This is a genomic window from Rhizobium sp. T1470, assembly GCF_042140505.1.
Taxonomy (GTDB): Bacteria; Pseudomonadota; Alphaproteobacteria; order Rhizobiales; family Rhizobiaceae; genus Rhizobium; species Rhizobium favelukesii.
On sequence record NZ_CP148091.1, the window covers coordinates 1,526,155 to 1,547,780 of the forward strand.

Consider the following 21,626-nt stretch of genomic DNA (forward strand, 5'->3'; position numbering starts at 1 on the left):
TCTTCGATGACACTCAGCGAGGGGCGTATTGGGTATGAAGGCAAACCGTGTTCTGGTCCTTGAGGACAGTTTGATCATCGCGATGGAAGCCGAGGATATCCTTCGCCAGGTAGGCGTGGAAACGATTGGTATTGTCAGCAGCCTCGACCAGGCAATGGAGGCGACCAAGACCGAAACCTTCGATTTCGCGTTGCTGGACGTCAACCTCGGCGAAGTCATGAGCTTCGATTTCGCCCGTCATTTGGCCAACATCAACATCCCGTTTGGGTTTGTGAGCGGCTATTCGGACACGAAGGATTTTCCCGAAGATCTCCAGAATGTGCCCCTGCTCGTCAAACCGTTTGGCGAATCGGCGATGCGCGACTTCCTTCAGAAGCTCTTCCCAGCCAGCGTCTAATGCCTTTTCATGACAGAGCACCGGTGTTGCGGTAGGATCGAATCGAAGGTTCAAGGTTCGCTTCCGATGCAGTGGCACGACCGGGCAATCATCTTGGGCGTCAAGCGCCACGGCGAGACGAGCGTTATCGCCGAGGTGATGACGCGTGAGCGCGGGCGCCATCTGGGTATGGTCCGTGCCGGCCGGTCGCGGGCAATGCAACCTGTCCTTCAGCCCGGCAATGAGGTCGAGGTCACATGGCGCGCGCGCCTTGATGAGCACCTTGGAGAGTTTCGCATCGAGCCGCTGACGTTGCGGGCCGCGCGCCTGATGGAAACGGCGACTGCCGTCTATGGTGTACAGGCCATGGGCGCGCTGCTGCGGTTTTTGCCGGAACGAGATCCGCACCCGCATCTCTTCGAAGCGCTTGAGGTCATCCTCGACAATCTCCACAATCCGGCCGATGCTGGTGAGCTTTTTGTCCGGTTCGAACTCGCAGTTCTGAACGACCTTGGTTTCGGCCTCGATCTGACCGAATGTGCCGCTACGGGCGCGCGTTCCGACCTTGCCTATGTGTCGCCGAAGTCGGGCAGGGCAGTCAGCCGGACTGCGGGGGCTCCATGGGCGGACAAGATGCTGCTCCTGCCGTCATTCCTGAGCAGCGAGGAAAACCGCGCAGCCGATATCGACAGCCTCAACGCTGCGTTCCGCTTAACGGCATTCTTTCTCCATCGCCATGTCTATGAGCCGCGCGGAGTGCAGGCGGCGGCTGCACGCGAGGGCTTCGTTCAGGCGGCGCTGAAAGCGCTGAAGGCAGCCGCCACGCAGGACGAACTGCCGGCCTGATCGACCGTTTTTCATTGGTGAAAAATATCATGCAGAGCAGGTGCTTTACGCGCCTCACGCGCCTGCCTATTTCGATCGCATGCAGCCCAGCGATCGGAGGAGTAGACGATGCTGACCAAGCCCAATGTGACGACCACGATAAACCACTGGAACAATTACGAAATACCCAGATTGGGTATGGGCTGCTGGGCGATCGGCGGGCCGTTCTATGCCGGCGATACGCCGCTCGGCTGGGGTGAGGTCGATGACGTGTCCGTCGCCGCCATTCATCGCGCAATCGAGCTCGGTATCCGTTTCTTTGATACAGCTTCAAACTATGGGGCGGGGCATTCAGAGGAAATCCTCGGGCGCGCGATCGGCAACCGCAGTGATATTGTCATCGCGACCAAGTTCGGTTTTGCCACCGACCCCGAGACAAAGCAGGCGACCGGGGCCTTCGCCGATCCAGTCTTCATTCGTCGCTCGGCCGAAACATCGCTCCGTCGGTTGAAGCGGGATCGCCTCGATCTGCTCCAGTTTCATCTGAACGATTTTCCGCTGGAGCAGTCAGACGCGGTCTTCGAAACGCTGGAGAAACTGCGCAGCGAGGGCAAGATCGACGCCTTCGGCTGGAGCACCGACTTTCCGGATCGTGCTGCACGACATGCCGAGCGTCGTGGTTTCGTTTCCATCCAGCACACGATGAACGTCTTCGAGCCGGTGCCGGATATGATCTCGGTGATCGAACGGCATGGACTGATCTCGATTAACCGCGGGCCGCTCGCGATGGGGTTGCTCAGCGGAAAATTCCGCGCCGACACGAAGGTCGGCGACAAGGATGTTCGCGGCGCGAGCCTCGATTGGATGGTCGGGGCGCATCGCGCCTGAGTTCGCGGCCCGACTGGAGGCGATTCGCGAGCTGTTGAGGTCCGACGGTCGAACTCTCACGCAAGGGGCTCTGGCGTGGCTCTGGGCGCGCTCGCCTCGAACCTTGCCGATCCCGGGCTTCCGCACCGTCGCCCAGGTTGAAGAAAACGCCGGCGCGCTGGCCAAAGGACCGCTATCGCCAGCGGTCATGACGGAAATAGACGAGACGCTTGCCAAGGTTCGGGCCTAATTTAGTCGCGGTTCCGGATCTTGAAAGCCCAGCCCGCGGGCCTCTCTTCGATGACTTTGACCGGGTCGCCGACCGTTATCCGGCCGACTCCACGAGGCGTGACATTCCAGCCAAAGAGCGGGCCGGGTACGCGCCGGTCCGCCGACATCCGAATGCGGCCCATGGCTGGCATCGGGTTGGGAACGTCGCGCGATCCGGTCGATTGGTCCTGCGTCGTCATGATGCAGCGCGCGCAGGGTTTGACAAGATCGAAACGAATGCCTCCGATTTCGATCGCTGCCCAACGATCTTCCTGCCAAGCTTCATCGGTATCGAGGACGATGTTGGGCCGGAACCGCTCCATGCCGACACCATCTTCGCCGTGCCTTTCGAGGTCGGCATTCAGTGCCCGTAGGGAGGCGGTCGTCGTCACCAGGATCTGGTAGCCATCGGTAAATGTAACCGGTGTGCCTTCGCCGGCCCATTCTGCGCTGGCGGAGCGCCTGGCATCCCCATCGAAAAACACCAGTCTTACGTCTCGCCCCAGCCAAGCGGAAAGTTGGTTATTCGCCACGTCATCGGCAACCGCAGCATCGACGATGGACTTCCAGATCGAAACGTCCATTCGCCTTGCGGCAATCGGGATCTGCGCAATCATCTGCTTGTCACCACCCATGGTGAGATGGAGCTGAGACGGCCCGGCCTGCACGGCAATGCGCGCAAGCTCGGGCAATTCGCGCTGTGTGATAAAGTGTCCGTCCCGATCGGTGATCATCGCACGCCGGTCGCCCGGCAGCCCGAATGCATCGATCTCGGAGGACGGCAGGGCAATACCTCGAGCACTCTTGAGCGGATAGATGAAAAGATCGGTGATACGCATCAAGTGCTCCTAGATTTCGTCCATGAATGCCGCGAGGAAGTCTCGCAGCCGTTCGTCGCGTGCGGCCGCAAGCGCCCGCCCTGCTTTCGTCTGAAAGCCATCCGCCAGTTTGAACAGCTTGGTCTGGAAGTGGTCGATGACATATCGTTTGTCGTCAAGCTCTCGATAGCTGCCAGCCGGATCGAACGGGTCGTAGAGCGCTGACGACATCCGCCCACCGATATAGAAGCAACGCCCGGCGCCGACCATGCCTATCGCGTCCAGCCGGTCGGCATCCTGCAGTATCTTGGCTTCCAGGGTCTCCGGCGCGACGTTGACGGAGAAGCTGTGCGCGACGATCGCGTGCGCGACTGATGCGATATCATTGCCGTCCCAGCCAAGCTCGGCGAGAATAGCCGATGCCTTTTCTGCCGCCAGTGCAGAGGCCCTCGATCGTATGGGGGAGTTCTTTTCCACGGCGACGCAGTCATGCAGAAGGACGGCAGCCGCAAGGATCCTTGCATCGCCACCCTCCAGAGCCTGGATTCGCATCGCGTTCTTGAAGACACGCAAGACATGCGCAAGGTCATGCGAGCCGTCGTCGCCTTCAGACGAATGCGGCACGAGCTCGGTCGCAAGATTTTCAAATGGAGCAAAGGCCTTCGCCTGGAACATGGGATCACCGCATTAGAAGGGGGTGTCCTTCCATAAACGCAGGAACCACGAGTCGCAACGAAGTGCGTGTCAGCTCGCCCTGGTGCTGGTGTGTTCCGGGTGGCTGCGACAACAGGTCGGGCACGTCGACGACAGGCCGCGGCGGACTGATGTGATAGCCCTGGATCTCATCGCAGGCTTCACGCTGCAGCAGCGCCAACTGCTCGGCCGTTTCCACACCTTCCACAGTTACGCGCATGCCGAGCGCATCGCCGAGAAGGATGATGGCGCGCATGATCGCAAAGGCTTCCCTGTCTTCGACGATACCGTTGACGAACGACTTGTCGATCTTGATCTTGTCGAACGGGAACCGCCGGAGATAGCTCAGCGATGAGTAGCCGGTGCCGAAATCGTCCATGGCGATGCGAATGCCGCTTTGTTTGAGCACGTGCAGGATGGGCAGGGCCTCATCGAGGTTTTCCATCAGCACTCTTTCGGTGATCTCGATTTCCAAACGGCAGGCCGCAAGCCGTGCTTCCGCCAGTGCTGCGGCGACATCGGCCGGCAGATCGCTGTTCGTGAATTGAATGGCTGAAACGTTGACTGCGACCTTGATATCTTCCGGCCAGTGCACCGCATCGCGGCAGGCGCGGCGCAGCACCCAGCGCCCGATGTCGACGACGAGCCCGACCTCTTCCGCAAGAGGGATGAATTCCAGCGGCGGCACCCGACCACGCGTCGGGTGGTTCCATCGCACGAGCGCCTCGAAACCGCAGATCCGCTGCTGGCCGAGATCATAGAGCGGTTGATAATGAAGCTCGAACTCCTCGCGTTCCACCGCTTTGCGCAAATCCGCTTCGAGCGCATGCCGCGCTTCGATTTCAGCTTCCATCTCGGCGGTGAAGAAACGCTCGCCGTTGCCGCCGCTGCTCTTGGCGTGCGACAGCGCGACGCCGGCATGTTTCAGCAGGACATCCGTCTCCGTTCCGTCTTGCGGACTGATGGCGATACCCATCGACACGCTGAGCTCGACGGCTTTGTCGCCGCGAAAGAACGGCTCGGAAAGTTCCCGCCGGATCTGGTCGACAAGAGCCGTGACATTCCAAGGCTGCTGCCGCCCGGATTGGAGAACCGCAAATTCGTCCGAGCCAAGGCGTGCCAGCACATTGCCAGCGCCGGCCGACATGCGGATGCGCTCGGCCACCTGCCGCAGGATCTTGTCCCCGGCCGAGACGCCGAGCGTGTTGTTGATCGATTTGAAGCGATCAAGATTGAGGTGCACGAGGGCGATGTGTTCGTCCGGCTTGCGGCCGGCCAGCGCGGCGTCGATGCTCTCCCTGAGGCGGATGCGGTTCGGCAGGCCTGTCAGCGGATCGTGATGAGCGAGATAGGCAATACGCTCGGCCGCTTTTCGGTCTTCGGTGATGTCGGCGTGGATGGAAATATTGCTCCCATCGGGCAGGACGGTGATAACGCTCTGGATCGTGCGGCCGTCTTCCATCACCCATTCGCGGTGACGGATGTGTCCGCCCTCCGAGGCGGCGTCACGCAAACGGGAAACCTTTTTCTCACCGCGCTCGTTGCCGCGGATCTTTGCGATCAGCGATCCCAACGAAGCGCTGGGAGAGGCCTCCTCGCTGCTGAACCCGAAGAGTTGCCGGAAGCGGATGTTGCAGACCATCAACCGCTGCTGTGAGTCGAAGACACTCAGGCCCTGAGGCAGGTTGTCGAGAACGTTCCCGAAGAGGCGCTTCTGCTCCGCAAGATCTTCCTTTGAGGCGACGAGGTTGCCCTTCAGCTCGCCGTTTTCCTTGACGAGCAGCCGAGAACGATCCTCGGCAGCGGGCTTCTTTCCTGCCTGCAGCCGATATGTCTCGACGACAAGAGCCATCAGACGCTCGGCGTTGGCAGACCCGTCCTCATTGATAGCGGTTGTGCACTGTTGCCGAAAAAGGGCTTCAGCGTCCATTTGCGGCAATCTCCACGTCGGGAGAGAAAGGAAGATATGCGGAGCCCAGTGAACCGCCTGCTAACCTGCAATTGCGACGCGGCGCGTCAAACATGAAAGGACTTTCTGAAACAATCGAAAAAACTATCGTCAATACAATCTTAAACTCAACCGGCAGGTGCCGCCGCGGCAAAGATAATCCGTTGGTCGCATTAAAATTCTATTGCGACGCAAACGAATATATCGTTGGGAGGATATTTGGCTGCTTCAGCCGAAATGCGCGCAAATGCAGGCGATCTGGGCCCGGACCACACGTCGCTGATGCGCCGAGATCACACTTTGTCAATCATGGTTAATGGCATGTTAACAGCTTATTGACGCAGTGCGCAAATCAGTTTAACGACCGATTAGTCTTTGATTTTCCCCATTTCGTATTGCGTACAAACATCACCGAAACGGCGGTGAATGGAGGTTTGTATGAGCCAAGTTTCATCGGCTGGTGATACGTCTTACGCGTATCTCGCGACGCTGTCGCGGCTGGACACAAATGGCGACGGCCTGCTGAGCAGGGGCGAGCGGGCGGCTGACGATAGGCCGGGCATTTTAAAGCAGTTGGGCGAAGAAGATACGATCCAGGAATTTGCGCCCAAGCTGTCTGATGGCGTGCTTACATTCATGATGGGCACGCGCGAGAGCGGAAGCGTCAACTTCTATCAGCAGCATAACGCTTCTAACGATCTGTATAAGAGCACCTACGGTCAGTACGATCTCGATCCCGTCGCCTGATCGCGCCGTGCGCCAAATTCGCAAGGCCGGCCCAGGGGCCGTCTTTTCTTTGCTGCCATTTCAGGAACAGGTTCACGCCTCGCACGTTGAAAGCAGCGATGCAAGAGAAGGAAGCTCCAATGAAAACAGTCCTCTCGATTGCCGCTCTGGCGTTCATTGCGGTCTCTTCGGCCACGTTGGCTCAGGACAAGCAAACGGCCACCGCGGACTTCGTCGGCGGTGACGGAAAGGCAAGCGGTCGAGCCACTCTGACGGCTGCAGCGAACGGCGGTGTACTGATCGAGGTCGAAGTCGCTGGATTGCCTGCGAACAAATGGGTCGCATTCCATGTCCACGAGACCGGCAATTGCGACGCGGCCGTGCATCACGAGTCGGCTGGAAAACACTTCAATCCGACCAATGCTGAACATGGTCTGTTGTCTGCAAAGGGACCCCACGCCGGTGATATGCCTAATCAGTATGTTGACCAGGATGGCGTTCTGCGGGCGCAAATCTTTGACAGCATGGTCACCCTCGACGGCAAGACCGATGGCATCCGCGGTCGAGCGCTGATCGTTCACGCCAATTCCGATGATTATCGCAGCCAACCTGCAGGGGATGCAGGCAAGCGCCTGGCGTGCGGCGTCATCAAGTAGCGTCGCTGCAACGTCAGCGATAGTAGTATCGCTCGGCGTACCACTCGCTTGATGCCATGGGCTTATCCGTCGCGACCCATTGCCCGGCACTGCTCGCTTCGAGCAGATCGGCGGTGGCGTGGTCCTCCAGCCCGACAAATATGATATTGGTGTTTTCGCGCAGCAGGGGATCGATGCCGAAGCCGATGCGGCCGTCTTCTCCCGAGTACAGCAGGTTCATCCTGACATAGAAGAACTCAGCCTGGTATTCAGCGCCTTCTTCGCTGAAGGCTTGCGCGACGTCGATGACAGACTTCTGCGGCCCATCATAGACGGTGATAGCCTCGTTCAGGCCGAATGTTGCCCCATAAAGCGTGATCGAGCGCGTCGGAACCGAGCTGGTGGCGCCGGTGGTCACGTCCATCTGCTGGCCGAAGAAGCTGGTTTTGACACCATCCAGATCTCCCCGGAAGAAATAGGAAAATCGGTCACGCGTGAGATAGATCGCTTGCCACCGAAACCGCGCATATTCGTCGGACGCGCTTGTCAGGCTCTTGAGTGTCGCCAAACAGCTCACAAACGTATCGCGATAGTTCTGCAGCGACATCGATCAACCTCCTCTAGAGGTTAACCGGTATCGACTGAAAACGTTCCGGCGGTCGGCTCTTCCACGTTCAGCGTAAACGGCGCGTTTCCGTCCGCATCGGCGCCTCTGCCGATAACGCGAACCGCATCGACCAGCCGTCCCCTGCGGCCGAGCATGTCGTCACCGATTTGAACGAGGCGCGCATTGGGTGTCGCATAGGGGGAGGCAGCGCGCAGCCGGCGGACGAGCCCCATGTCCTCTTGCTCCGGCGACACGGAAAGAGCCGCAATCAAGGCGGCGGCGGGCGACCGTGACACGCCCATCCAGCAGTGGATGAGAAGAGGCGCGCCCCGATCCCAATCGCGCGTAAAATCGATGATCTCCTGCACATGGGTTTCATCAGGCGCGACAAGGTTGCCGGTTCCCCTGAAGGCGATGTCATTCATATTCAGGAGAAGGTGCCGGTGCGCCTGGATCACGGCAGGCCGGTGAAAGGCTTGCTCCTTCGCCATCAGGCTGATCATCTCGCGCGCGCCATGCCTGACCGCCATCTCGGCGATCCGGGAAAGGGGCGCAACAACGATCCTGGTCATGCTTTGCCGCCTCGAATGGCCTCGATTGCCTCGAAGCGCGCGCAAAAGAGGCGTTGCGCCTCGACAGCAGGCAGCGGGGTCATTAGCAGCATGTCTTTGCTGATCCCACGTGGCTGGCCGAAGAACTTCTGCGCCTCCGCCGAGGTAAAGCCGGCAAGCTGCGTCGCCTCGAAATAAGCGGCGATGGTGTCGGCGTTCTTTATCCTGTCCTTGAGCTCGCGTGTTGGGTGAGGTGGCAGGCCGAAGCGAAGATGGATAGCAGCCTCCAGCCGCTTTTCGACGGCCTTGTATCCGCCGCCGACGACCGACTTGAATGGTGAAATCATGTCGCCGATCACATATTCCGGCGCATCGTGCAGCAGCGCCATCAGGCATTGTTCGGCGGTCGCTTCGTTGAGGCGGCGGAAAATGTCCTCAACGACAAGGCAATGCTGGGCGACGGAAAAGGCGTGATCCCCCGAGGTCTGTCCGTTCCAGCGGGCGACGCGCGCAAGTCCATGTGCGATATCGCTCACCTCGACGTCGACGGGAGAGGGGTCGAGGAGATCGAGCCGGCGGCCTGAAAGCATGCGTTGCCACGCGCGCGGCGCCTTTGCGGTCACGCGCTTGCCTCGTCCGCCGTCGACGGGAATGTCAGCCCCGTCCAGGCAGGCAATTCCAGGGTAACGGATGTGTCGCCTGCCAGCAGCGGCGTGTGTGATGCCATGGCTTCACCGGCACGGTCGATGCGAACGATCGCAAGCCCGCCTTTTCCCACGACCGAGCCGAGTGCGCCGACCGGCTTGCCCGCGGCCGTTATCTCCGTCCCCGATGACGGGAGTGCCACCTCGGCCTTCACCGTAACGACGCGGCGGCGCGCTGTTCCACGATGCTGCATGCGTGAGACGACCTCCTGGCCGACATAGCAGCCCTTCTTGAAGGAGAGGCTGCCGTTGAAATCCATCAGGACATCGTGCGGGAAGGCATCCTGCAGGGCATAATCCTGTCCGGACACGGCGATGCCGTTTGCAATGCGCAACGCATCGTAAGCCTCGAGATCGTCGGTGCCGTGCTGACCCGGTTGCCGGACAAGAGTGATGCCGGCCTTGGTAAAACGGCTGTCAGCAAGCCCATTGTTTGTATTTTCCCAGGAAACCGTCATGCCTTCGCCGGCAGGCGACAGGTCGATGGCAGCCCGGAGCTTATACATCGTCAGGCGCTTGAGCAGGGCATCCCGCTGATGATGATCCGTCTCGATGACGAACCGGTCGCCGTCCCGCCAGATCATGAAGTCGAAGAGGATTTTGCCCTGAGGGGTCAAGAGCGCGCCTGGCCGCGCTTCGTCGGCCGAAAGTGCGGCGATGTCTGTGGTGATCAGGTTCTGCAGGAAGGATTGAGCCTCTGAGCCGCTGACCCGGATGAGCGAGCGGTTCTTCAGAAATACGGCTGGCATGGCGGCACCTGTCGCGTTCGTTATCGCTCAGAAGTATGTCTTCGTTTAAGGGTTCGCAAGCCTCAGTCGCCGGCGGTGAAGTACTTCCACTTGCCGTCGGGGGTGATGCCCAGCCGATAGAAATTATAGCCGCCGAATTCCTGCATGTCGGACAGGTCACCTGCTGTAACGATGCGTAGCAATTCGACCCGCTCGGGGGGTGTCAGCGCCTTGAGATCCTTCTCGGCGAAGTAGGGCCAGACGTACATCTCGTCAGGCGTGCCTTGGCCAACATGAACGAACCCGGTGGAAATGATGTCGAGCATGATCGCCAGGATCTCATCGCCCTCGGGATCGCCCGAAAGGTCCTTGAGTGCGCTGATTGGATCGTCGGTCGGCTCGCCGACTGTTACCTGGGTCTGGCCGGAGCCTGTGCCGAGCAGAGGCCGCAGCCGCTCGAGATCGCCCGAAGCGGCAGCTTCGACGATCTGCTCGCGCATCTTGCGAACGGGCTCGGGGACCTTGCTGATATCGTAGATGACTTCGACAGGCTTCGTGCTGTCCTGGGCGCCGGGTGTCTTGTCGTTGCCCTGGCCGGCCTGCGAGTTGACCAGCGGGTCGGGCATCGGAACACCGGGCGCGGTTGGCGATGCTGCAGGCTTTTCGCTGCCTTGCCCCGGAGCGCTTTGTTCAGCTTGGCCCGGGGTCTTCTGCAGCTCGGAAAGTGCCAGGGCCGAGGTCCCGGTCAAAAAGCTGCTGGCGCTAAGGCCGATTGCAAGCAAAAGCGGCGCGATCGCGGGCCGCGAAGCATTGTCCCTAGCGGTATGCATGAAGCTCTCTGTGATCGTTATTGCAAGGTGCGGTTCGGAGAAAACTCGCCGGCAAGCATACGCTCGCGCAAAGAATCCAGCAGCGCTTCGGCACTGTTTTCGCCATGGAGGCGAATGGTTTCACGTAGCGCATGGATGATTGCTGTATCGGCGATGATCTCGGGTTCGATTCCGTCTGCCATGCCGTCGGCCCAGGCTTCGTTATGGTACTCCAAGGCCGCCTGAGTCTTCTCATGAACGATCATGTCGTCGATGTCATTGAGGCTTGGTTCCATTGTCATTTCCTCAAACTGCATGCCTTACTGCCTAGTTAACAACCTTATCAGCCTTTTCCCAAAACGACACGGCCGGGTGTGAAAAGAGGTTAATTAACCGTTAATTTCCGAACCGTGACGTAATTTCTGTGGCAAGTGTTGCACCTTCGGCACGGTATCGCTCTTCTGCCACGATGGCTGCCGACGTGCAATCCGTATAAACCGACGCGAAGGCGCGGTAGCCGCGATTGAAGGCCGCGGTCAACTGTTCCTTACGCTGTGGTTCGTCTTTGGCTTCTGAATCAAGCAATTGCTGCATGCGCCCTCGCCATTCGCCGCTGTTTTCCGCTTTGCACAGAGTCCTCAGGTAGTGAACTGAGCCCAGCACTTCGGCAAGCCGCGAGAGCTTGTCGTCATAGGGCACGATGACCGCTTTTGGCGCATTCTCCTCCGGCAGTGTTGGCGTCGGGCCCTGTGCCCATGCGGGGTCGGGTAGGGCGGCGCTTGCGCACAATGCAAGAGACAGGAGCGCGCATCGAACGGGAATCATGCTCATAGTTGATACGCTGACAGTGACGGGAACAAGGCGCATGCAGGAATTTCCACTTGCTTATTCACTGCCGGACGCCAGGCGTTCGGCGCATTCAAGCACGCTTTGAGGGGCGGGCAGTCGGCGGATCTCTTCGACGCTGAACCAGCCGAGGTCGGCTGCGTCGTCGGCGGCGATGGCGACAGTCTCGTCGTCCGCCTCGACTTGAAACACCGAAAGGAAGAAATGGCTCACGACAGTGCCGTCGGCGGAATGTGTCTTCAGATCGTATGTTGCGAAGAGCCGAGGGCCGCGGGCCTTTATGCCGGTCTCCTCCTCGAATTCCCGCAGCGCGGTTTCCGCGGGCGTCTCGCCGGGTTCGGCCCGTCCTCCCGGAAAGGCATACATGTCGGCCGACGGCGGATTGCGCCGGAGCACGAGGAGGAACCGGTCGCCGCGCTGCAGGATGGCGGAGGATGCCGCCTTCGGAGTGCAAGTCATAGACGGATCCGCGTCGATTGGTGGTGGCTGTGCTTGGCGCAACCGACGTTGCGCCGGATATTGAGTTCGGCGATTCGAAGGAGCCGTGACTTATATCATCTATGTCGCTGCAGCTGTTTTCGAGATTGCCGGTTGCTTTTTTATTCTGGGCATGGCTGAAAGATGGCAAAGCCTGAATGGTGGCTCGCGCCAGGCATGGTGTCTCTGGCGCTGTTCGCCTGGCTTCTCAGGCTTGTGCCGAGCGAGGCCGCCGGCCGCACATTTGCCGCCTATGGCGCATCTACATCGTCGCCTCGGGACATCGGCGGCGCGCTCTTTGGCCGCGGTGGGCACTCCAATCATACTGGTCGCCCCGCGTGGCTGAGTGAGCCTTGACCATAGCGGGTCTGAGTGCAAAGACATCCCCATGTGTGGACGTTATGCGCTGACGATTTCCCCCGAAGAACTCAAGGAAATCTTGGGGATCATGGATCTCGAGGATTTTCCCGCGCGTCTCAACGTTGCCCCGACCCAGCCCATTCTGGTCGTCGTCTGCGATGAAACAAGGGAGAAAGGCAGCAACCTTCCCGAGCGGCGCGCGGTGCTCGTACGCTGGGGCTTTACGCCCGGCTGGGTAAAGGATCCGAAGCAATTTCCGCTCCTGATCAATGCCCGCGCCGAAACGGCGATTGGCAAGGCATCGTTTCGCGCCGCCATGCGCCATCGGCGCGTGCTCGTGCCCGCTTCCGGATTCTATGAATGGCATCGCCCCAGCAAGGAGAGCGGCGAGAGGTCCCAGGCCTATTGGATCAAGCCGCGCGGCGGCGGTGTTGTCGCGTTCGCGGGCCTGATGGAAACGTGGTCCTCCGCCGATGGTTCGGAGGTCGATACCGGCGCGATCCTGACGACCGCGGCAAACGCTGGCATCGCACCGATCCACGACCGCATGCCCGTCGTTATCAAGCCGGAGAACTTTTCGCGCTGGCTGGATTGCAAGACACAGGAGCCGCGCGACGTGGCCGATCTGATGAAACCGGTGGAAGAGGATTTCTTCGAGGCAATCCCAGTTTCCGACAAGGTCAACAAGGTGACCAACATGGGGGCCGATCTGCAGGAAAGAGTGGCCGTCGAAAAGCCGCCGTCGCCTGAAAAGAAAAAGCCGGACGATGGCCAGCTGAGCTTCTTCTAGTCCGCTACTCCCACTGCATCATTTCCGGAAAATCGCATGATCTCCTTCTCGGCCGCGCTTGCAGGCTTCTTTCTCGGCGCCTCGCTCATCATCGCAATCGGTGCACAGAACGCGTTCATTCTGCGTCAGGGCTTGCTGCGGTCGCACGTCTTTATCCTGTGCCTGATCTGCGCTCTATCGGATGCCGTGCTGATTACCGCCGGCGTTGCCGGGCTTGGAACGCTCGTCGCCCAGTCGCCGACGCTCATCTCGGTCGTGACGCTGGGGGGCGCGATCTTCCTCGGCACATATGCCGTGATGGCATTTCGCCGGGCCCTCCATCCGGGCGCCATGCAGGCGGGTTCTCCACAAGCGCTGGGCCTGAAAGCCGCCGTGGCGACCTGCCTGGCCTTCACCTTCTTGAACCCGCATGTCTATCTGGACACGGTTGTTCTGCTCCGCAGCCTATAGCGGCCCGGACCGCTTGGCCTACGGCCTCGGCGCGGCGACCGCATCATTCGTCTGGTTCTTTGGATTGGGTTACGGCGCTCGCCTGCTGCAGCCAGTCTTCGCAAAACCCGCCGCCTGGCGGGTTCTCGATATCATCATCGGCGTTGTCATGGGACTGCTGGCGATCAGCCTGGTCGTCGGCTTTTTGGCAGGTTCTTAGGCAGGCTTCTTGATCAGAGTCGGCTTGCTCTTGAGCATCAGGGCCGCCGCAAGGACGGCCTTCAGGCCGAGCGGGCGGTAGTTAGCGCTGAGGTCGGACTTGGCCGGCTGTTCGACGCTTGTCTTCTTCGGGGTCACAATACTCTCCTTACGTGCTGTCCCTAGACTCTTATATTTATTGCTCTTTTGCCTGTAATAGCGACAAAATAGAGGCGCCGCATATCAGGAATTATGTATCTAATGCATAATTCGCGAGGCTTGAGTCAGGCATTCTTCCGCAACAAGAGTCGTAAAATGTCAGATGTGTCGGCCGATATCGTCTTCGCCGACGCCGGGTTCCTCGATCGTCAGCGTGCCGTACTTGCGCTTCCATTTGCGGGCGCCGAAGGGCAACGTGAGGAGGTAGAGAACCGCGGTCACGACCATGACTTCCCAGGTGAAACTCGATAGCAGCGCAACGTAGAGAACGACGCCGAGCATCACCGGCAGCACCAGATCACGCCGCAGTCTGCTGCCTTCGGACTTTCCGGACCAGACCGGAAGACGGCTGATGAGGAGGAACGCGATCAGAACCGTATAGGCCGAGGAGAGATAGGCGAAGGTGCGATCCGTCGTCAGGCCGAGAAAGCCGAGATAGACAGGCAGCAGCACCAGCATCGCGCCGGCTGGCGCGGGCACGCCGACGAAATACTCCGACTGCCACGTTGCCTTGTTCTCGCGCTCGGCCATGACGTTGAAGCGGGCTAGGCGAAGACCCGCCGCAATCGAATAGATCAGGGCGGCGATCCAGCCGATCGAGCGGGCCTGATCCAGTGCAAAGACGTAGACGACGAGTGCCGGCGCGACGCCGAAATTCACGATGTCCGCCAGCGAATCCATTTGCGCGCCGAACTTCGACGTCGCCTTCATCAGGCGGGCAACACGGCCGTCGATCCCGTCGAGGAATGCAGCCAGAAGCACCATGCCGACCGCCAGCTCGTACCGGTTCTCGAACGCGAGGCGAATGCCGGTGAGGCCGGCACAGATCGCCAGAATCGTGATGAGGTTGGGTATGATGAGGCGAAGCGGAATCTCGCGAAGCCGCGGTCCGCGGCCCGAATCATCAGGAGGGCCGTTGGGCTCGAAGGGCGGGAAGGGCGTTTCCATGTCGCTCTCCAGTACTGTTAGCTTCGGCGGCTGACGACCGGACCCTTGGCCGCGCCGAATTCGGCCAGCACGGTTTCTCCGGCAATGGCCGTCTGGCCGAGTGTCACCCGTGGCGCTGCGCTTGCCGGCAAAAACACGTCAAGGCGTGAGCCGAAACGAATGAGGCCAAAGCGCTCGCCAGCATCCAGCGGCTCGTTCGGGTTTGCCCAGCACAGGATACGTCGTGCAACAAGGCCGGCGATCTGAACGACGCCGATCTGGCCGTGCTTTGTTTCGATAACAAGGCCGTTGCGCTCGTTGTCCTCGCTTGCCTTATCGAGTTCGGCATTCACGAAGCTGCCCGACCGGTAGTTGACGCTGACGATCCGTCCGCGCACCGGGGAGCGGTTCACGTGGCAGTTGAAGACATTCATGAACACCGAGATACGCAGCAGCGGCTCGCTGCCAAGGCTCAGTTCGGCGGGCGGCACGACCATCTGGACCGATGACACCTTGCCATCGGCCGGGGAGATGACGAGATCGTCGTCCTGAGGCGTCATTCTCTCGGGATCGCGGAAGAAATAAGCGCACCAGAGCGTCAGGATCAGTCCGATCCAGAACAGCGGCTTGAAGATCCAACCGAGGACCAGCGAGGCGACGAAGAAGGCGGCGATGAAGGGATACCCTTCCTTGTGCACCGGAACGATCGTGTTGCGTACCGTATTGAACAAGCTCATTTATACCGCGCTCCTAAAGCATGTCTCCCGAAGGCGGGAACCGGCTTCGGGCCAAAGACATGCGTGAAAACAAAGAACTAAAGCGCGACAAGCGAATCTCAAAGATCGCGCCGTGCTTGGCGTTCTTTTCTCATCGCTGGTTACAGCGAAACCGCCGCCGGGGCAATGCTGCGGCTCCTTGACCCACATCTATGACGGGCCCCTGAACAGCAAAGCAGCCCGATTGCCGTCCATTCAGGTTAGCTCGCGGGCGCAAGCCTGTTCACGACGCCCATGTCGTCGCTCTCGCGCACCTGCTTCAGATGCTCTTCGGCCTGCGTTGCCTCGCGCTGGCGGTTCCACATCGAAGCATAAAGGCCATTCTTCTGGAGAAGCGCGGCATGGGTGCCGCGCTCTGCAATCTCACCGCTCTTCAGAACGATGATCTCGTGCGCGCCGATGACGGTGGACAGGCGGTGGGCAATGACCAGCGTCGTGCGGTTCTTGGATACGACATCGAGCGCGGTCTGGATGTCCCGCTCGGTGGTTGTGTCGAGGGCCGACGTCGCCTCGTCGAGGATCAGAATCGGTGGCGCCTTCAGGATCGTCCGCGCGATCGCAACGCGTTGTTTCTCGCCGCCCGAGAGCTTCAAGCCGCGCTCGCCGACCTTAGTCTCAAAGCCCTGTGGCAGCAGATCGATAAAGTGGGCGATCTGCGCGATCTCGGCCGCGGTTTTTACCTCGGCTTCGCTGGCGGAAGGGCGCCCATAGCGGATGTTGTAGGCGACCGTATCGTTGAAAAGGACGGTGTCTTGCGGAACCATCCCGATTACCGATCGCAAGCTTTTCTGGGTCACCGTCCTGATATCCTGACCGTCGACCGAGACCGAGCCGCTCTGAATGTCATAGAAACGGTAGAGCAGACGCGACAATGTCGATTTTCCAGCGCCCGACGGCCCGACGACGGCAACGGTCTTGCCGGCAGGCACCTCGAAGGAAATGCCTTTGAGGATCGGACGGGCAGGGTCATAGGAAAAATGCACGTCCTTGAACGAGATGGCGCCTTGCTTGATGTTCAGAGGTGCGGCATCGGGCGCATCCATCACTTCAGCCTTGACTTCGAGGAGATCGAACATCTGCTCGATATCGGTCAAGCCCTGGCGGATTTCACGGTAGACGAAGCCGATGAAGTTTAGCGGGACGGAAAGCTGCAGCAGCATGGCGTTGACGAAGACGAAGTCGCCGACCGTCTGCTCGCCGCGTTGGACCGCAAGGGCCGACAGGATCAACATCACCGTCGTGCCTAGCCCGAAGATCACCCCTTGGCCGAAGTTGAGCCAGCCGAGCGAGGTCCAGACATCGGTGGCCGCCTTCTCGTAGCGTTCCATCGACCTGTCGAAGCGCCGGGCCTCCATCTCCTCGTTGCCGAAGTACTTGACGGTCTCGAAGTTGAGGAGGGAGTCGATCGCCTTGGTGTTGGCGTCGGTATCGCTGTCGTTCATCGTGCGGCGGATGGCGATGCGCCAGTCGCTGGCGCGGATCGTGAACCAGATATAGGCCCAGACCGTGAACGCGGTGACGGCGAGATAGGAGAAGCCGTAGCCCCACCAGAAGATGATGGCGGTCAGCAGGAACTCGATCAGCGTCGGGACGGAGTTGAGGATCGTGAACCGCACGATGGTCTCGATCCCCTTCGTGCCGCGCTCGATCACACGCGAAAGCCCACCGGTCTTTCGTTCGAGGTGGAAGCGCAGCGACAGTTCGTGCATGTGCACGAAGGTCTTGTAGGCCAACTGCCGCACGGCATGCTGCCCGACACTGGCAAAGAGCGCGTCGCGCAACTGGTTCAGACCGAGTTGGAGCAGGCGGGTGAGATTGTAGGCGACGACCAATGCCGTTGCACCAACAAGCAGGTCCGGCACCTTGCCGGCCAGATCCATCCTCCCGTTCAGCGCATCCGTCGACCACTTGAAGAAATAGGGGACGAGCAGCAGCACGAACTTGGAAACGAGCAGGTAAACTGAGGCCCAGACGACGCGCATCTTGAGATCCGGGCGACCGGTCGGCCACATATAGGGCCAGAGATTGAACAGCGTCCGCAGAAGATTGGAATCCGAGACTGTTTTGTCGTTTGCCATGCGAATCTCCCGCCGAAAGGCGCTGATGGCGCTGCGTTGCCGACAAATTGGGAGCGGCGGAAATACCGAAAAGGCCTCGCCGGACATGATCGTCGTCACCGCCAGATAGGGGCTGGCGGGAGCAATACAACAAATGGACACTGCAGGAAAAGAGCGGCCGGGCATGATATGCGTCCGGCCGCTCTATTCAGAATATGATTGCCTAGAGATGCTCGCCCGAAAGCCGCTTGCGGTGAAGCTCTTCCGCGTTTGGCAAGGCGTCCTTGGGAAGGCCGAAGATCTGGCCCGGCAAGATCCGATCCGGGTTTGTGATCTTGTCCTCGTTGGCGACGTAGATTGTCGTATAGCGCACGCCCGCGCCGTAGATGCGCCGCGATATCTGCCAGAGCGTGTCGCCACGGCGGATGATGACCGTCTCGTTACTTGGAGCGAGCGGAGCCTGCTCGATCGTTGTCGGTCCGCCTTGGGCTCCTGCGACCTGGTTGGTTGCAGGTGCGTCCGGCGTGGCCGGCGCGCCCGCAGGGCCGGTCAACTGGGCGATGTCGCCGCCGAGCTTGCCCAGTGCCGTGCCGACCGATTCCGCATCCTTCGGCAGAGCCTGCAGTGTCTGCAGGGCGCCGGCGGCGGCCTGGGCCGCCGTCGAAGCCTGTTGTTTGAAGTCGGCTGTCGCATCGGCTGCCGCGCGGAATTCCATGATGGCACGCAGGGCGAACTCGTTGGCGGAGCGGGCTGCGGCGAGCTGTTCTGCTCCCGGCAATTTGCCGTCGGCGAAGAGCCCGCTGAGCAGAGAGAAGGCCTTGGCGGCATCGTTCTTCAGCTTTCCGAGCGCGCCTTCATCCAGTGGCACCAACCCTGCCGTGTTTCCGGTCTGGGGATTGGCCCCTTGCGCGGCAACCGTCACCTGATTTCCTTCCGGACGGTTGAAATTCACCGAGGCGCGCACGGCGACCTTGCCGGCGTCGTCGAGAACGTCGACGCGAATCTTGTGATCGCCGACGGAAAGCGGCATCACGCCATCGATCACGAAATGGCCATCGGGACCGGCTTTCGCCTTGCCGATCAGCTTGTCATCCGCATAGGCGACGACGTTTGCCGAAGGCTTCGCCGCGCCTGCGACAAAGATCTTGTCGCCTTCGATCTCGACGGCGCTGACCATAACGTCGGCAGCCGTAGCTGTGCCTGGCTGCGTGCCAGAGGCTGCGGGCACGTTCGCCACATCCGTCGAGCCCGGCGTGACTTGGGCTGCAGGCTGATCAGACGGAGCGATGCCGCCATTGGAGGCAACCTGGGCGTCCGGCTTGGGCGCCGTGATGATGCGACTTGCGGTGCCGGATTTGGAAACCATAGCCAGCAGTTCGGAGCTCTTGCCATCTTTGGGAACGGATACGGTCGCGACTTCTTCCGATGTCGAGGTCTTGCCATCCTTGCCGGTGGCGCGCAGGACGAGCTGGTGATTACCGGCGGCAAGCGGGTTTTCGAGCACGGCAGCAAAGTCGCCGGTCGGACCGACGTCGGTCGTGGTCACGACCTTATCGCCGTCCATGATTTCAAGCCTGCTGTTCGGCTCGGCCGAGCCGGCAATGACGGTGGACCCGTCCGGTTCGACGCGTAGCACATCGAATGTCGGGAGCTTGCTGGCGCTGTCTGCCGGGGCAACCGCGGACGGCTCGCTTGCGGGCGCGCCGGCTTCCCTGGAGCCTGTCAGCGCCGCTTCAGCCATCGCAATCGCCGCTGTCGCATCGGCAGTGGTTTCCGGCAGAGCCTTGATGATGGTCAGTGCCTTCGCTGCGCCATCCTTGGCTTTGGAGGCGGCGGCGGCCGTGACCGGGTTCGTGCCATCAGGGATCGCAAGGTCTGCAAGTGCCTGCAGCGAGGTCGTCGCCTTCGACTTGGCCGCTTCGAAAACTTCTTGGGTCGGGCCCTTGCCGTCGGCAAAGAGCGCCTTAAGTTGCGAAATGGATTGGCCTGCCTCCGAAGCAAGGCGCCCGACTGTCTGGGTCGTCGCGGCATCGTCCGGGGCTGCGGGGCGCGATGTCTTCGCGGATTCGGTGACCGTCTTCTTCACTTCGGAGCCGGCCTGGTTGATTGCGTCACCAACTTTCGCGGCGTCTCCGCCGATGCGGGGCATGACGAAAAAGACCATCAACAGAATTGCGACTACAAGCACTGCAAGGGCCAGCAAGCCGGCACGGTTTCTCATCATCACGTCTCCCCAGGCGGCAATCTTGCCGGACTTCCTAAAATTGCTAGCGATTCCCGCTGCTTTGCACAAGCAGTCAAAGTAGCCAGGCAAATGTAGGACGCAGGTTTTCCGTCATTTTTCTTGACTGGAGCCATAGAGAATAGTTGTTTGCCCTTATGACAGATCAATCTCATTCCATTCGCTCCATCTGTGTTTACTGTGGCTCGCGACCGGGCAGCGATCCTCGCCACATGGCGGCCGGTCGTGCGCTGGGTAAGGAAATCGCCGAATATGGCCTGCGCCTCATCTATGGTGGAGGCACCAAGGGCATCATGGGGGCTGTGGCGAGCGGCGTGCTTTCGAACGGTGGTCAGGTAACCGGCATCATCCCCGAGTTCCTGATCGACATGGAGGCTACGCGCCATTCCCTCGGCCAGCTCAATGAACTGATTGTAACGCCTGATATGCATACGCGCAAACATGCGATGTTCGAGCGCTCCGACGCCTTCGTAGCGCTGCCGGGCGGCATCGGTACGCTGGAGGAAATCGTCGAGATCATGACCTGGGCGCAGCTCGGCCGTCACGAGAAGCCGATGGTGTTTGCCAACGTCGGCGGCTTTTGGGATCCGATGATGGAGCTCATGCGCCACATGACAGACGAGGGTTTCGTCCATACGGCCCATCGCGTTCAGCCGCTCGTCATAGACGACATATCCGAAATCATCCCCGGCATCATGGCACAGGCGGCCGAGATCGCATCCCTGGACCGCGAGGGTGAGGATGAGGTGATCTCGAAGATGTAACGCGTTCCAAGATCAGGATGACTTTAGGCCCGATGGGCCTGAAATCTAAATGCTGCCCCGGCTCCTGCTCTAGCGCTCGCGGCTCCCCTTGAGCGTCGCCCAGCTGTAGAGGAACAAGCCCGCCCAGATCAGCGGGAAGGCGATCATGCGCGCCGTGCCGAGCGGCTCGTGGAACACGAAGATCGCGATGAGGAAGATCATCGTCGGCGCGATGTACTGCATGATGCCGATGGTCGAAAGCCTGAGCAGCTTGGCGCCATTGGCATAGATCATCAGCGGTACGGCGGTGACGATGCCGCAGCCGAGCAACAGGGCGGTATCGGCCCAGCCGGTGCGATAGAAGTGTCCTTCGCCGCTGCCGAGCTCCAGATAGAGAACGTAGAACAGGGCCGGGACGCTGAGGATCAGCACCTCCAGGAAGAAACCCTGGTTCGGACCGAGCGGCAGCGTCTTGCGAAACAGCGCATAAAGACCCCAGGAAATCGTCAGCGTCAGCGACACCCACGGCAAGCCGCCGCTATCAAGCGCCAGCACGACGACCGCGAGGCCAGCCAACGCAATCGCTGCGATTTGCACAGGTTGCAGTCGCTCTTTCAATACCACGGCGCCGAGGAAGATGCTGAACAGCGGATTGATGAAATAGCCGAGCGCCGCGTCGATCGCGTGGCCGCTGCCGATCGCCCAGACATAGGTGCCCCAATTGACAGTGATCAGGGCAGCGGTGAGTGCGGCCATGGCCAGCATCCGCGGTGATCTCAAGGCTGTGTGGATATCTTGCGTGCGGCCGAGGACGACGAGCACCAGCCCTGCCAAGGGCAAGGACCAGAGGATGCGATGAGCGATGACCTCCGCCGGCGAAATATGAGCGACGGCCTTCATGTAGATCGGCAAGAAGCCCCACAGAAGATACGCCGTCAGCGCAAAGGCGAAGCCACGTGGACTGTCTTCGTTCTTGACGATCGGAGCGCTTGCATTGGCGGACAT

23 protein-coding genes and 3 pseudogenes are annotated in these 21,626 nt (G+C 60.4%); 9 read left to right on the plus strand and 17 right to left on the minus strand.

What is annotated here, in order from left to right; all coding sequences use genetic code 11:
* The first annotated feature begins 34 nt into the window (after positions 1–34).
* The 3 genes and pseudogenes from WGT02_RS07640 to WGT02_RS07650 all read left to right on the plus strand — a co-directional run bounded on the left by WGT02_RS07640 (position 35) and on the right by WGT02_RS07650 (position 2,318).
* On the plus strand, positions 35–397 hold the full coding sequence (locus WGT02_RS07640) for a response regulator (protein ID WP_024313688.1): 363 nt from the start codon (positions 35–37) through the stop codon (positions 395–397).
* A gap of 66 nt (positions 398–463) precedes the next feature.
* Entirely contained in the window at positions 464–1,222 is a 759-nt protein-coding gene (recO, locus tag WGT02_RS07645) for a DNA repair protein RecO (protein ID WP_024313687.1), read from the plus strand.
* Positions 1,223–1,330: 108 nt separating this feature from the next.
* Positions 1,331–2,318 (plus strand): annotated as a pseudogene (locus WGT02_RS07650) (aldo/keto reductase).
* A gap of 1 nt (position 2,319) precedes the next feature.
* Here the strand turns inward: WGT02_RS07650 and WGT02_RS07655 are convergent.
* From WGT02_RS07655 to WGT02_RS07665, 3 genes are read right to left on the minus strand one after another with little or no spacing between them, the layout of a single operon-like run.
* Positions 2,320–3,177, minus strand: coding sequence for an MOSC domain-containing protein (locus WGT02_RS07655; protein WP_208248467.1), 858 nt, complete (start codon positions 3,175–3,177; stop codon positions 2,320–2,322).
* 9 nt (positions 3,178–3,186) lie between these two features.
* Complete coding sequence (locus WGT02_RS07660; RefSeq protein WP_208248463.1) at positions 3,187–3,831, minus strand: HD domain-containing protein; 645 nt, start codon at positions 3,829–3,831, stop codon at positions 3,187–3,189.
* A gap of 4 nt (positions 3,832–3,835) precedes the next feature.
* Positions 3,836–5,779, minus strand: a complete 1,944-nt coding sequence (locus tag WGT02_RS07665) for a bifunctional diguanylate cyclase/phosphodiesterase (protein ID WP_208248460.1) — start codon at positions 5,777–5,779, stop codon at positions 3,836–3,838.
* Between the two features lie 456 nt (positions 5,780–6,235).
* Between WGT02_RS07665 and WGT02_RS07670 the strand changes: the two genes are divergently transcribed.
* Positions 6,236–6,544, plus strand: a complete 309-nt coding sequence (locus WGT02_RS07670) for a hypothetical protein (protein ID WP_208248457.1) — start codon at positions 6,236–6,238, stop codon at positions 6,542–6,544.
* Between the two features lie 119 nt (positions 6,545–6,663).
* Positions 6,664–7,179 carry a superoxide dismutase family protein gene (locus WGT02_RS07675; protein WP_024316430.1) on the plus strand — a complete coding sequence of 172 codons (516 nt, stop codon included), beginning with the start codon at positions 6,664–6,666 and terminating at the stop codon, positions 7,177–7,179.
* 13 nt (positions 7,180–7,192) lie between these two features.
* Here WGT02_RS07675 and WGT02_RS07680 read toward each other — a convergent pair whose 3' ends face one another.
* From WGT02_RS07680 to WGT02_RS07715, 8 genes are all read right to left on the minus strand, one after another.
* A complete protein-coding gene (locus WGT02_RS07680; protein WP_024316431.1) occupies positions 7,193–7,765 on the minus strand; it encodes a hypothetical protein in 573 nt (190 codons plus the stop codon).
* A gap of 20 nt (positions 7,766–7,785) precedes the next feature.
* The gene (locus WGT02_RS07685; RefSeq protein ID WP_024316432.1) at positions 7,786–8,337 is read right to left on the minus strand and encodes a tyrosine phosphatase family protein; all 552 of its coding nucleotides are present in this window, start codon (positions 8,335–8,337) and stop codon (positions 7,786–7,788) included.
* Positions 8,334–8,906, minus strand: a complete 573-nt coding sequence (locus WGT02_RS07690; protein WP_176703593.1) for a YfbR-like 5'-deoxynucleotidase — start codon at positions 8,904–8,906, stop codon at positions 8,334–8,336. Before WGT02_RS07690 ends, WGT02_RS07685 begins: the two co-directional genes overlap by 4 nt.
* 29 nt (positions 8,907–8,935) lie before the next feature.
* Positions 8,936–9,769: a folate-binding protein YgfZ gene (locus WGT02_RS07695; RefSeq protein ID WP_024316434.1), complete on the minus strand. Its 834-nt coding sequence runs from the start codon at positions 9,767–9,769 to the stop codon at positions 8,936–8,938.
* Positions 9,770–9,831: 62 nt separating this feature from the next.
* Entirely contained in the window at positions 9,832–10,578 is a 747-nt protein-coding gene (locus WGT02_RS07700) for a hypothetical protein (RefSeq protein ID WP_024316435.1), read from the minus strand.
* A gap of 17 nt (positions 10,579–10,595) precedes the next feature.
* The gene (locus WGT02_RS07705) at positions 10,596–10,853 is read right to left on the minus strand and encodes a hypothetical protein (protein ID WP_018857413.1); all 258 of its coding nucleotides are present in this window, start codon (positions 10,851–10,853) and stop codon (positions 10,596–10,598) included.
* A 100-nt stretch (positions 10,854–10,953) separates the two neighbouring features.
* The gene (locus WGT02_RS07710; protein ID WP_037069200.1) at positions 10,954–11,424 is read right to left on the minus strand and encodes a TIGR02301 family protein; all 471 of its coding nucleotides are present in this window, start codon (positions 11,422–11,424) and stop codon (positions 10,954–10,956) included.
* Positions 11,425–11,442: 18 nt separating this feature from the next.
* A complete protein-coding gene (locus WGT02_RS07715) occupies positions 11,443–11,862 on the minus strand; it encodes an NUDIX hydrolase (RefSeq protein ID WP_024316437.1) in 420 nt (139 codons plus the stop codon).
* 85 nt (positions 11,863–11,947) lie between these two features.
* Here WGT02_RS07715 and WGT02_RS07720 point away from each other — a divergent pair.
* The 3 genes and pseudogenes from WGT02_RS07720 to WGT02_RS07730 all read left to right on the plus strand — a co-directional run bounded on the left by WGT02_RS07720 (position 11,948) and on the right by WGT02_RS07730 (position 13,679).
* Positions 11,948–12,226, plus strand: a pseudogene (locus WGT02_RS07720) (YnfA family protein).
* Positions 12,227–12,268: 42 nt separating this feature from the next.
* Positions 12,269–13,030 carry an SOS response-associated peptidase gene (locus WGT02_RS07725; protein WP_208248454.1) on the plus strand — a complete coding sequence of 254 codons (762 nt, stop codon included), beginning with the start codon at positions 12,269–12,271 and terminating at the stop codon, positions 13,028–13,030.
* Between the two features lie 36 nt (positions 13,031–13,066).
* Positions 13,067–13,679 (plus strand): annotated as a pseudogene (locus WGT02_RS07730) (LysE/ArgO family amino acid transporter).
* Here WGT02_RS07730 and WGT02_RS07735 read toward each other — a convergent pair.
* The 5 genes from WGT02_RS07735 to WGT02_RS07755 all read right to left on the minus strand — a co-directional run bounded on the left by WGT02_RS07735 (position 13,676) and on the right by WGT02_RS07755 (position 19,860).
* Positions 13,676–13,816: a hypothetical protein gene (locus WGT02_RS07735; protein ID WP_167371545.1), complete on the minus strand. Its 141-nt coding sequence runs from the start codon at positions 13,814–13,816 to the stop codon at positions 13,676–13,678. The pseudogene WGT02_RS07730 and the gene WGT02_RS07735 sit on opposite strands and share 4 nt — an antisense overlap.
* Positions 13,817–13,975: 159 nt before the next feature.
* Positions 13,976–14,824 (minus strand): CDP-diacylglycerol--serine O-phosphatidyltransferase, encoded by an 849-nt coding sequence (gene pssA, locus WGT02_RS07740; RefSeq protein ID WP_024316439.1) that lies wholly within the window; start codon positions 14,822–14,824, stop codon positions 13,976–13,978.
* A gap of 17 nt (positions 14,825–14,841) precedes the next feature.
* Positions 14,842–15,540: a phosphatidylserine decarboxylase gene (locus WGT02_RS07745; RefSeq protein WP_024316440.1), complete on the minus strand. Its 699-nt coding sequence runs from the start codon at positions 15,538–15,540 to the stop codon at positions 14,842–14,844.
* Between the two features lie 239 nt (positions 15,541–15,779).
* Complete coding sequence (locus WGT02_RS07750) at positions 15,780–17,657, minus strand: ABC transporter ATP-binding protein/permease (protein ID WP_208248450.1); 1,878 nt, start codon at positions 17,655–17,657, stop codon at positions 15,780–15,782.
* Positions 17,658–17,859: 202 nt separating this feature from the next.
* Positions 17,860–19,860, minus strand: a complete 2,001-nt coding sequence (locus tag WGT02_RS07755) for a LysM peptidoglycan-binding domain-containing protein (RefSeq protein WP_208248448.1) — start codon at positions 19,858–19,860, stop codon at positions 17,860–17,862.
* A gap of 155 nt (positions 19,861–20,015) precedes the next feature.
* Between WGT02_RS07755 and WGT02_RS07760 the strand changes: the two genes are divergently transcribed.
* Complete coding sequence (locus WGT02_RS07760; RefSeq protein WP_024316443.1) at positions 20,016–20,642, plus strand: TIGR00730 family Rossman fold protein; 627 nt, start codon at positions 20,016–20,018, stop codon at positions 20,640–20,642.
* A gap of 69 nt (positions 20,643–20,711) precedes the next feature.
* Here WGT02_RS07760 and rarD read toward each other — a convergent pair whose 3' ends face one another.
* Positions 20,712–21,626 carry an EamA family transporter RarD gene (gene rarD / locus WGT02_RS07765; protein ID WP_024316444.1) on the minus strand — a complete coding sequence of 305 codons (915 nt, stop codon included), beginning with the start codon at positions 21,624–21,626 and terminating at the stop codon, positions 20,712–20,714.

Bases quoted from the DNA above. Each gene is read 5' to 3' on its own strand.
- WGT02_RS07640 (WP_024313688.1), top strand. From the start codon at position 35: ATGAAGGCAAACCGTGTTCTGGTCCTTGAGGACAGTTTGATCATCGCG.
- recO (WP_024313687.1), top strand. From the start codon at position 464: ATGCAGTGGCACGACCGGGCAATCATCTTGGGCGTCAAGCGCCACGGC.
- WGT02_RS07655 (WP_208248467.1), bottom strand. From the start codon at position 3,177: ATGCGTATCACCGATCTTTTCATCTATCCGCTCAAGAGTGCTCGAGGT.
- WGT02_RS07660 (WP_208248463.1), bottom strand. From the start codon at position 3,831: ATGTTCCAGGCGAAGGCCTTTGCTCCATTTGAAAATCTTGCGACCGAG.
- WGT02_RS07665 (WP_208248460.1), bottom strand. From the start codon at position 5,779: ATGGACGCTGAAGCCCTTTTTCGGCAACAGTGCACAACCGCTATCAAT.
- WGT02_RS07670 (WP_208248457.1), top strand. From the start codon at position 6,236: ATGAGCCAAGTTTCATCGGCTGGTGATACGTCTTACGCGTATCTCGCG.
- WGT02_RS07675 (WP_024316430.1), top strand. From the start codon at position 6,664: ATGAAAACAGTCCTCTCGATTGCCGCTCTGGCGTTCATTGCGGTCTCT.
- WGT02_RS07680 (WP_024316431.1), bottom strand. From the start codon at position 7,765: ATGTCGCTGCAGAACTATCGCGATACGTTTGTGAGCTGTTTGGCGACA.
- WGT02_RS07685 (WP_024316432.1), bottom strand. From the start codon at position 8,337: ATGACCAGGATCGTTGTTGCGCCCCTTTCCCGGATCGCCGAGATGGCG.
- WGT02_RS07690 (WP_176703593.1), bottom strand. From the start codon at position 8,906: ATGCTTTCAGGCCGCCGGCTCGATCTCCTCGACCCCTCTCCCGTCGAC.
- WGT02_RS07695 (WP_024316434.1), bottom strand. From the start codon at position 9,769: ATGCCAGCCGTATTTCTGAAGAACCGCTCGCTCATCCGGGTCAGCGGC.
- WGT02_RS07700 (WP_024316435.1), bottom strand. From the start codon at position 10,578: ATGCATACCGCTAGGGACAATGCTTCGCGGCCCGCGATCGCGCCGCTT.
- WGT02_RS07705 (WP_018857413.1), bottom strand. From the start codon at position 10,853: ATGGAACCAAGCCTCAATGACATCGACGACATGATCGTTCATGAGAAG.
- WGT02_RS07710 (WP_037069200.1), bottom strand. From the start codon at position 11,424: ATGCGCCTTGTTCCCGTCACTGTCAGCGTATCAACTATGAGCATGATT.
- WGT02_RS07715 (WP_024316437.1), bottom strand. From the start codon at position 11,862: ATGACTTGCACTCCGAAGGCGGCATCCTCCGCCATCCTGCAGCGCGGC.
- WGT02_RS07725 (WP_208248454.1), top strand. From the start codon at position 12,269: ATGTGTGGACGTTATGCGCTGACGATTTCCCCCGAAGAACTCAAGGAA.
- pssA (WP_024316439.1), bottom strand. From the start codon at position 14,824: ATGGAAACGCCCTTCCCGCCCTTCGAGCCCAACGGCCCTCCTGATGAT.
- WGT02_RS07745 (WP_024316440.1), bottom strand. From the start codon at position 15,540: ATGAGCTTGTTCAATACGGTACGCAACACGATCGTTCCGGTGCACAAG.
- WGT02_RS07750 (WP_208248450.1), bottom strand. From the start codon at position 17,657: ATGGCAAACGACAAAACAGTCTCGGATTCCAATCTTCTGCGGACGCTG.
- WGT02_RS07755 (WP_208248448.1), bottom strand. From the start codon at position 19,860: ATGATGAGAAACCGTGCCGGCTTGCTGGCCCTTGCAGTGCTTGTAGTC.
- WGT02_RS07760 (WP_024316443.1), top strand. From the start codon at position 20,016: ATGACAGATCAATCTCATTCCATTCGCTCCATCTGTGTTTACTGTGGC.
- rarD (WP_024316444.1), bottom strand. From the start codon at position 21,626: ATGTCCGCCAATGCAAGCGCTCCGATCGTCAAGAACGAAGACAGTCCA.